Annotated in this window: 6 protein-coding genes; 5 read left to right on the forward strand and 1 reads right to left on the reverse strand. The window is 71.3% G+C overall.

The annotated features are described in order from the left end of the window. The first annotated feature begins 244 nt into the window (after positions 1 to 244). The 3 genes from AB0A61_RS28920 (at position 245) to AB0A61_RS28930 (ending at position 4782) form a co-directional block, all read left to right on the forward strand. On the forward strand, positions 245 to 2287 hold the full coding sequence (locus AB0A61_RS28920) for a M4 family metallopeptidase (protein WP_361298396.1): 2043 nt from the start codon (positions 245 to 247) through the stop codon (positions 2285 to 2287). Positions 2288 to 2531: 244 nt separating this feature from the next. Then, complete coding sequence (locus AB0A61_RS28925) at positions 2532 to 4193, forward strand: M4 family metallopeptidase (protein ID WP_361298399.1); 1662 nt, start codon at positions 2532 to 2534, stop codon at positions 4191 to 4193. A gap of 70 nt (positions 4194 to 4263) precedes the next feature. After that, the gene (locus AB0A61_RS28930) at positions 4264 to 4782 is read left to right on the forward strand and encodes a DUF1990 domain-containing protein (protein ID WP_361298402.1); all 519 of its coding nucleotides are present in this window, start codon (positions 4264 to 4266) and stop codon (positions 4780 to 4782) included. A gap of 33 nt (positions 4783 to 4815) precedes the next feature. On the opposite strand, the gene AB0A61_RS28935 is transcribed toward AB0A61_RS28930, so the two are convergent. Beyond that, a complete protein-coding gene (locus AB0A61_RS28935; RefSeq protein WP_361298405.1) occupies positions 4816 to 7434 on the reverse strand; it encodes a glycosyltransferase family 1 protein in 2619 nt (872 codons plus the stop codon). 196 nt (positions 7435 to 7630) lie between these two features. On the opposite strand from AB0A61_RS28935, the gene AB0A61_RS28940 reads away from it, so the two are divergent. Together AB0A61_RS28940 and AB0A61_RS28945 are read left to right on the forward strand one after the other, a co-directional pair. Then, positions 7631 to 8833, forward strand: a complete 1203-nt coding sequence (locus AB0A61_RS28940; protein ID WP_361298408.1) for a S8 family peptidase — start codon at positions 7631 to 7633, stop codon at positions 8831 to 8833. A gap of 207 nt (positions 8834 to 9040) precedes the next feature. After that, the coding region (locus AB0A61_RS28945) for a maltotransferase domain-containing protein (RefSeq protein ID WP_361298411.1) at positions 9041 to 9729 on the forward strand (689 nt) is incomplete at its 3' end.

A 9729-nucleotide genomic window follows, 5' to 3' on the forward strand; every position in this document is an offset into this window, starting at 1 on the left:
TCCGGTCAACGAACCATTTCCGGCCAAGTTTTTGACGCGCTCCTGACATGGCGGGTGATTCCTGTCACTCTTCCCAACGGCCACATCACAGCAACCCCACAGCACCCCCCACGGCTCGACGCTGTGATCCGGCCCGCACTTTGGCACCTGGTTCCGCGCTTTGCCCCGTTCTGCCCGGACGGCCGACCCTTCGTCCGGATCTCCCCAGGCCGCGCGACCCGCGGCCACGCAGAAGGAGTCAGTGTTGAGAAGCAGTTCCTCTCGCAGACGCACCTCCCACACCTCCCACCGCCGCACAGCCGCTGTCGCCGCCGCCGGCGTCGCCGCGCTGATCGCCGCGGCAGTCCAGTCGGGCGCCGCGAGCGCCGCGCCCGCCCAGGCCCCCTCGAGCGGGATCAACCCGGCCCATGCCGCCGTGAAGCTCACGCCCTCGCAGCGCGCCGAGCTGCTCCGCGACGCCGACACGGCGAAGGCGCGGACGGCCAAGGACATCGGCCTGGGCGCTCAGGAGAAGCTGGTCGTCAAGGACGTCGTCAAGGACGCCGACGGCACCCTCCACACCCGCTACGAGCGCACCTACGCGGGCCTGCCCGTGCTCGGCGGCGACCTGATCGTGGACACCGCCAAGTCGGGGCGGACCGAGCGCGTCCTCAAGGCGACGAACGCGACCGTGCAGGTCTCCCGCCTCACCCCGGGCGTCTCGCCGGCGTCCGCCCAGAAGCAGGCCCTCCAGCGCGCCCAGGCACTGGGCAGCACCAAGGCGAGTGCCGACCACGCACCCCGCAAGGTGATCTGGGCGGCGAGCGGCACCCCGGTGCTCGCGTACGAGACGGTGATCGGCGGCTTCCAGGACGACGGCACCCCGAACCAGCTGCACGTCATCACCGACGCCACCACGGGCAAGGAGCTGTACCGGCACCAGGGCATCGAGACCGGTATCGGCAACACGCAGTACAGCGGCCAGGTCACCCTGACCACGACGCAGTCGGGCTCGACGTACACCCTGACCGACGGCGCGCGCGGCGGGCACAAGACGTACAACCTCAACCACGGTACGTCCGGCACCGGGACGCTGTTCTCCCAGAACAACGACACCTGGGGCAACGGCACCACGTCGAACGCCGCCACCGCGGGCGCCGACGCCCACTACGGGGCCGCGGAGACCTGGGACTTCTACAAGAACGTCTTCGGCCGCAGCGGCATCCGCAACGACGGAGTGGCGGCCTACTCCCGCGTCCACTACGGCAACTCGTACGTGAACGCCTTCTGGGACGACGGCTGCTTCTGCATGACCTACGGCGACGGCTCGGGCAACAACGACCCCCTGACCGCGCTGGACGTGGCCGGGCACGAGATGAGCCACGGCGTCACCTCCAACACCGCGGGCCTCAACTACAGCGGCGAGTCCGGCGGACTCAACGAGGCCACCTCGGACATCATGGGCACCGGCGTGGAGTTCTACGCCAACAACAGCACGGACGTCGGTGACTACCTCATCGGCGAGAAGATCGACATCAACGGCGACGGCACCCCGCTGCGCTACATGGACAAGCCCAGCAAGGACGGCGCCTCCGCCGACTCCTGGTACTCGGGCGTGGGCAACAAGGACGTGCACTACTCGTCCGGCGTCGCCAACCACTTCTTCTACCTGCTGAGCGAGGGCAGCGGCGCCAAGGTCATCAACGGCGTCAGCTACAACTCGCCCACCGCGGACGGGCTTCCGGTCACCGGCATCGGCCGGGACAAGGCGCTGCAGATCTGGTACCGGGCGCTGACCACCAAGTTCACCTCCACGACCAACTACGCGAGCGCCCGCACCGGCACGCTCGCGGCGGCGGGTGAGCTGTACGGCACCTCCAGCACCGAGTACAAGGCGGTGCAGGACGCCTGGGCGGGCGTGGCGGTCGGCTCGCGCTCGGGTGGCGGCGGCGGTGGCGGCAGCTCGTACGAGAACACGACGCCGGTGTCGATCCCGGACAACGGTCCCGCGGTCACCTCGTCGATCACGGTGTCCGGGCGGACCGGAAACGCACCCTCCAACCTGCAGGTGACCGTCGACATCACGCACACCTGGCGGGGTGACCTGGTGATCGATCTGGTCGGTCCCTCGGGCGCCTCGTACCGCCTGAAGGACTTCAGCTCCTCCGACTCCGCGGACGACGTCAAGGCGACCTACACGGTCAACGCTTCGTCCGAACAGGCCAATGGCACCTGGAAGTTGAAGGTGCAGGACAAGGCCGCCTACGACGTGGGAACGATCAACAGCTGGAAGCTGACGTTCCCGTAGGCCGTGGGTGACAGCACCTGAGACAGGGCGCCGTCCCGGAGGTTCGACTCCCCGGGGCGGCGCCCGTTCACATTCCCGAAACGTTTACCGGACAGTCGAGTTTTGGCCAACATCACTTGAGGGTCCTGACATGTACGCGCCCTTGATGTCAGTCTTCCTCCACCCGCCGCACGAGCACAGCCACCTCCCATCCGATCCGGCCGGCAACCCCACGCCGACCGGACTGCCCCACCAAGGAGCTTGTGTGACTCCCCGCTACGCGCGTAACAAGCGCGCCACCGTGGCCATCGCCACCGCCGTCGCCGCCGGAGCCCTCCTCAGCACCGGTCTGACCACCAGTGCCTCGGCCCAGACCCCGGCCGACGCCACCGGCCGGACCGCCCTCGCCGCCGCCCCGGCCGCCCTGTCCGCCGCGGCCCGCACCTCGCTGATCGCCAAGGCCCAGGCGGACGCCGCCGAGACGGGCCGTCAAATAGGCCTCGGCGCCAAGGAGAAGCTGGTCGTCAAGGACGTCGTCAAGGACGCCGACGGCACGGTGCACACCCGCTACGAGCGGACCTACGCGGGCCTGCCCGTGCTCGGCGGCGACCTGGTCGTGCACACCGCCAAGTCCGGGAAGACGGAGGGCGTCACCAGAGCGGCGAAGGCGGCCATCAAGGTGGCCTCGCTCAAGCCGCAGATCGCCCCCGCCAAGGCGGAGAAGCAGGCGCTGACCGCGGCGAAGGCCGCCGGTTCGCAGAAGAACGCCGCCGACCAGGCCCCGCGCAAGGTGATCTGGGCGGCCAGCGGCACCCCGGTGCTGGCGTACGAGACCGTCGTCGGAGGCCTGCAGGACGACGGCACCCCGAACAAGCTGCACGTCATCACCGACGCGGCCACCGGCAGGAAGCTCTTCGAGTACCAGGGCATCGAGACCGGCACCGGCAAGAGCCTGTACTCGGGCACGGTCGGCCTGAACACCACCAAGTCGGGCTCCTCGTACCAGCTGTACGACACCACCCGCGGCGGTCACAAGACGTACAACAAGGCCCACAGCTCCAGCTCGGGCAAGGGGACCCTGTTCACCGACTCGGACGACGTGTGGGGCACCGGCACCGCCTCCAGCTCGTCCACCGACCAGACGGCGGCCGTGGACGCCGCCTACGGCGCGCAGGTGACCTGGGACTTCTACAAGAACACCTTCGGCCGCAGCGGCATCAAGAACGACGGCTCGGCCGCCTACTCCCGCGTCCACTACGGCAACCAGTACGAGAACGCCTTCTGGGACGACGGCTGCTTCTGCATGACCTACGGCGACGGCTCGGGCAACAACCACCCGCTCACCTCGCTGGACGTGGCCGGGCACGAGATGAGTCACGGCGTCACCGCCAACACCGCGGGCCTCGACTACAGCGGCGAGTCCGGCGGCCTCAACGAGGCCACCTCGGACATCTTCGGCACCGGCGTGGAGTTCTACGCCAACAACGCCTCCGACCCGGGTGACTACCTGATCGGCGAGAAGATCGACCTCAACGGCGACGGCACCCCGCTGCGCTACATGGACAAGCCCAGCAAGGACGGCGGCTCCGCCGACTACTGGTCCTCGTCCGTCGGCGACCTGGACGTGCACTACTCGTCGGGCGTCGCCAACCACTTCTTCTACCTGCTGTCCGAGGGCAGCGGCGCGAAGACGATCAACGGCGTCAGCTACAACTCGCCGACGTCCAACGGCTCCACGGTCACCGGCATCGGCCGCGCCAAGGCGCTGCAGATCTGGTACAAGGCGCTGACGACGTACTTCACGTCGACCACCGACTACAAGTCCGCCCGCACGGGCACCCTCTCGGCTGCTGCCGACCTCTACGGCTCCGGCAGCACCGAGTACAAGGCGGTGGCTGCGGCCTGGTCCGCGGTCAACGTGAGCTGACGGAGCGCGGTTGACGCGGGCGGCACCCGGGACGAGGACTTCCCCGGGTGCCGCCCTACTCTTGGGTCCCATGTCTTCGGAGGACTTCACCTACGACGAGGTCGGCGCGACCCGCCAGAACGCCTCCGCCTGCCCGCCGGGCTTCCACCCGCTGCACGTGCGCACGCGGATCGGCGAGGGCGAGGCGGTGTTCCGGCGGGCGTCCGAGGCCCTGCTGACGTGGGAACTGCACCGGGCGATCGGGGTCGGCATCGACGCGAGCGCCGAGCGGGCGGCGCCCGGCGTCGACGTCACCGTCACCCTGGCCGGTCTGATCAGGGCGCCGTGCCGCGTCGTCTGGACGGTCGAGGAGGCCCGCCGCGCCGGGTGGGCGTACGGCACGCTGCCCGGCCACCCGGAGCACGGCGAGGAGGCGTTCGTGGTGGACCGCACCGGCGACGGCACCGTGTGGCTGACCGTGACCGCCTTCAGCCGCCCGGCGAAGTGGTACACCCGGGCGGGCGGACCGGCCGCCCGGGGCCTGCAGCAGGTGTACGCGCGGCGCTGCGGGAACGTGCTCAGGCAACTCTGCCGGGGCCCCGAGGACTGAGCCCCGGCCCGCGCCGGGACTCAGTCCTCGGGGTCAGCGCATCAGCACCCCCGCCCCGTCCCCGGTCTCCTCCGAGGGAACCGCCACCAGTCCCAGCTCCGCACCGGACACCAGCAGGCGGTGGTCCGGGAGGATGCGGACCGTGTAGCCGTACGGGCCGGTGCGGTCGAGGGCGAGCGGGCCCTCGTAGACCCAGCGGCCCTCCTCGTCCGGGCCGCCCACCGGCTTGAGCGGAACCGTGTCCGCGTCGGCGATGCGGTCCTCCTCGTCCACCCGGCCCGACACCGCCTGGACCTCGACGTCCTCCGGCCCGAGGTCCCCCAGGCCGACGCGCACCCGCAGGCTCAGGGTGCTGCCGAGTTCCGCGGTGGCCGTGGTGGCCGACGTCTCCACGTGGTCGACGGTCACCTCGTGCCAGGCCGCCCGCACCCGCGCCTTCCACGCGGCGAGCTCCCGCGCCGCCTCCTGGTCCATCGCCCGGTGGGCGTGGGCGGCCGGCGTGTACAGGCGGTCGACGTACTCGCGGACCATGCGGCCGGCCAGCACCTTCGGCCCGAGCAGGGTGAGGGTCTGACGGACCATCTCGATCCAGCGGTCGGGCAGGCCGCCCTGCCCGCGCTCGTAGAAGCGGGGGGCGACCCGCTGTTCCAGCAGGTCGTACAGGGCGGCCGCCTCGACGTCGTCGCGGTGGTCCGGATCGGTGCCCACACCGTCCGCGGTGGGGATGGCCCAGCCGAAGTCGGGCTGGAACCACTCGTCCCACCAGCCGTCCAGCACGGACAGGTTCAGGCAGCCGTTGAGCGCGGCCTTCATGCCGGACGTCCCGCACGCCTCCAGCGGCCGCAGCGGGTTGTTCAGCCAGACGTCGCAGCCGTGGTACAGCTTCTGCGCCATCGCCATGCCGTAGTCCGGCAGAAAGACGATCCGGTGGCGCACCCGCGGGTCGTCGGCGAACCGCACCAGCTCCTGGATGAGCCGCTTGCCGCCGTCGTCGGCGGGGTGCGCCTTGCCGGCGACCACGATCTGGACCGGCCGCTCGGAGTGCAGGAGGAGCTCCATCAGCCGGTCCGGGTCCCGCAGCATCAGGGTCAGCCGCTTGTACGACGGCACACGCCGCGCGAACCCGATCGTCAGGACGTCGGGATCGAGCACACCGTCGACCCAGCCCAGCTCGGCCGTCCCGGCCCCGCGCTGCCGCCAGGAGGCACGCAGCCGCTGCCGCACCTCGGCCACCAGCTGCTCGCGCAGATCACGGCGCAGCTCCCAGATCTCCTGGTCAGGGATGTCGGAGACGGTGTCCCAGCGGTCGGAGCCGCCCACCGACAGCGCGTCCTCGGTGCGCTCGGCGCCGATCTGCCGGGCGCCGAGCCGGAAGACCTCCGGCGCCACCCAGGTGGGGGCGTGCACGCCGTTGGTCACCGAGGTGATCGGCACCTCGTCGGGGTCGAAACCCGGCCACAGTCCGGAGAACATCTCCCGGCTGACCCGCCCGTGCAGCAGCGAGACGCCGTTGGCCCGCTGGGCCAGGCGCAGGCCCATCACGGCCATGTTGAACAGGTTGGGTTCGCCGCCCGGGTAGGTCTCCATGCCGAGCTGCAGGATGCGGTCGACGTCGATGTGCGGCAGCTCGGCGTCGGGGCCGAAGTGGCGGGCCACCAGCTCGCGGTCGAAGCGGTCGATGCCGGCCGGGACGGGCGTGTGCGTGGTGAACACGGTTCCGGCGCGCACCGCCTCCAGGCCGGCGGCGAAGTCCAAGCCCTGGCCGCACAGCTCGGCGATGCGCTCCAGGCCGAGGAACCCGGCGTGTCCCTCGTTGGTGTGGAAGACCTCGGGCCCGGGGTGGCCGGTGAGCCGGCAGTACGTCCGGACCGCCCGCACCCCTCCTATGCCCAGCAGCATCTCCTGCAGCAGCCGGTGCTCGCTGCCGCCGCCGTAGAGCCGGTCGGTCACCCCGCGCTCGCCGAGGTCGTTCTCCTCGACGTCGGAGTCCAGCATGAGCAGTGGGATCCGGCCGACCTGGGCCACCCAGACGCGGGCGTGCAGCGCCTTGCCGCCGGGCAGCGCGAGCGAGATCCGGGCCGGTGAGCCGTCGGCCTCCTTCAGCAGGGTGACGGGCAGCTCGTGGGGGTCGAGGACCGGGTAGTGCTCCTGCTGCCAGCCGTCCCGGGACAGGGTCTGGCGGAAGTAGCCGTGCCGGTAGAGCAGGCCGACGCCGATCAGCGGTACGCCCAGGTCACTGGCCGCCTTCAGGTGGTCACCGGCGAGGATGCCGAGGCCGCCGGAGTACTGGGGCAGGGCGGCCGTGATGCCGAACTCGGGCGAGAAGTAGGCGACGGCGGCGGGGAGGTCGGCCGGCTGGGCCTGGTACCAGCGGTGGCCGGTCACGTAGTCGTGCAGGTCGTCGGCGGCCGCGGTCAGGCGGCGCAGGAAGCGCCGGTCCTGGGCCAGCTCGGCGAGCCGCGCGGGGGGCACGCTGCCCAGGAGGCGTACGGGATCGCCGCCCGAGGAGGCCCAGCGCTCCGGGTCGACGGACTGGAAGAGGTCGCGCGTTTCGGCGTGCCAGGACCAGCGCAGATTGCGGGCCAGCTCGCTGAGCGGCCGGAGAGGTTCGGGGAGAACGGGACGGACGGTGAACCGACGGATCGCCTTCACATTCCACCTCGGCGTGGCGCGTTCGGGGATGGACGCACAGCGCTGTGCGTCACGTCACATACGACGTTACCGGTGTCCCGGTGCACGCCGCTGGGTGCTCTGCCCATGACGGGCTTCTTTCCTTTCGCGCCCTTGTCCCGCTCACCGCCCCACGAGACGCTGCCCCCCTACCCGGGTCGAGGAGGGGAACTCGGACATGGCACGGACGCGGACACGGCGTCTGCGCCGGATGGGGTCGGTGGGCCTGTTCGCCGCCGCGGCGGCGCTGTCGGCCGTCACCCTGCCCGCGCACGCCGCCCCGGAGGGACAGACAGCCGGTGCCGGACGACCCGGTTCCGTCGGCGGAAGCTACGTGGTGACTCTCCGGGGGGACACGAAGGCCCGCTCGGCGGCCGGACAGAGCATCGCCGAGCGGTACGGCGCGAGAATCGGCCATATTTACGGCACCGCCCTCAACGGGTACGCCGTCCACGCCGACGCGAGCCAGGCCAGACGTCTCGCGGCGGATCCCCGGGTCGCCTCGGTGGTCCGGGACAGTCGCGTGCGACTGGACGCAACCCAGGTCAACCCGCCGTCCTGGGGCCTGGACCGCATGGACCAGCGCGACCTGCCGCTGGACGGCAGATACCGCCGGCCCCCGTCCGAAGGCGATGGCGTGACCGTGTACGTGATCGACACCGGTATCCGGATCACCCACAAGGACTTCGGCGGCCGTGCCCGCTACGGCTGGGACTTCGTCGGCAACGACCGGACCGCGCAGGACGGCAACGGCCACGGCACGCACGTCGCGGGCATCATCGCCGGCACGGCGTACGGCGTCGCCAAGAAGGCGAGGGTGGTCGCCGTCCGCGTCCTGGACGACGCCGGGACCGGGACGACGTCCCAGGTCATCGCCGGTATCGACTGGGTCACCCGGCATGCGCACAAGCCCGCTGTCGCCAACCTCAGCCTGGGCGGCTCCTACAGCGCCCAGCTCGACGCCGCCGTACGCAACTCGATCAGGGCGGGCGTCACCTACACGGTCGCCGCGGGCAACGACGGCCTCCCCGCCGCCCTGTACTCCCCCGCGGACGTGCCGGAGGCGATCACGGTCGGTGCCACCGACGGCAAGGACGCACGGGCCGGGTTCTCGAACTTCGGCTCGGCCCTCGACCTGTTCGCCCCGGGCGTGTCGATCACCTCGGCGTGGTACGCGAGCGACACCCGAAGGGCGACCTGCTCCGGTACGTCGATGGCGGCCCCGCACGCCGCGGGCGCGGCCGCCCTCTATCTGTCCGGACACCCGGGAGCCGCTCCCGCCCAGGTCGCCGGGGCACTGGTCGCGGGCGCGGCATCCGGCAAGGTGTCCGGCGCCGGCCCCGGTTCGCCGAACAAACTCCTGCAGGTACCGCGGGCGTAGTGGCAGAGTGCCGGCACCGGCCCCGTCCGCGCGCGGACGGGGCCAGTCTTGTGTGTAGACATACGCGTGAGTAGTTAACAAAGTGCCGGAATGCTCACCCGAATAGGGTGGAAGGCTCCACCGGTACACCCCCACAGGTAGACCACGCAGGACCCACCTCCCCACACACATCCGCCTACACCCTCGTTGACGCGGACAGGAGCGGTCATGCCCGCCACGCACCACCAGTCACCACCCCCGACGACCAGCACACCCGCCGCCGAACCGCCACCGGCGCGCACCTTCGACGCCGGTCCACCGGCTTCCCGGCAACCCTCCTCGGGCGGCCCCACCGCCGTGGGGCGGATCCCCGTCCTCGACGTCCGCCCCGTCGTCCAGCACGGCCGCAGGCCCGCGAAGGCGGTGACCGGCGAGTCGTTCGAGATCTCGGCCACCGTGTTCCGTGAGGGGCACGACGCGGTGGCCGCCAACGTCGTTCTGACGGATCCGGAGGGCCGCCCGGGCCCCTGGACCCCGATGCGCGAGCTGGCCCCCGGCACCGACCGCTGGGGGGCCACCGTGACCGCCGGGCAGCCCGGCCACTGGACGTACAGCGTGGAGGCATGGGGGGACCCGGTCACCACCTGGCGGCACCATGCCCAGATCAAGATCCCCGCGGGGATGGACACCGGACTGGTGCTGGAGGAGGGCGCGCGGCTGTACGAGCGGGCTGCCGCCGGAGTACCGGAACACGAAGGGAAACGCGACGTCCTGTCGGCCGCCGTCCAGGCCCTGCGCGACGAGGGCCGCCCGGCCGCCTCCCGCCTCGCGGCGGCGTTGACGCCGGAGGTGGACGCGGTGCTGGCCCGGTATCCGCTGCGGGAGTTCGTCACCGTCTCACAGCCGCTTGAGCTGCT

The sequence above is a fragment of the Streptomyces sp. NPDC046197 genome (genome assembly GCF_040646295.1).
In the GTDB taxonomy this organism is placed as follows: domain Bacteria; phylum Actinomycetota; class Actinomycetes; order Streptomycetales; family Streptomycetaceae; genus Streptomyces.

Coding starts and splice junctions, on each gene's coding strand:
- AB0A61_RS28940 (WP_361298408.1), top strand. CDS start 7,631: ATGGCACGGACGCGGACACGGCGTCTGCGCCGGATGGGGTCGGTGGGC.
- AB0A61_RS28930 (WP_361298402.1), top strand. CDS start 4,264: ATGTCTTCGGAGGACTTCACCTACGACGAGGTCGGCGCGACCCGCCAG.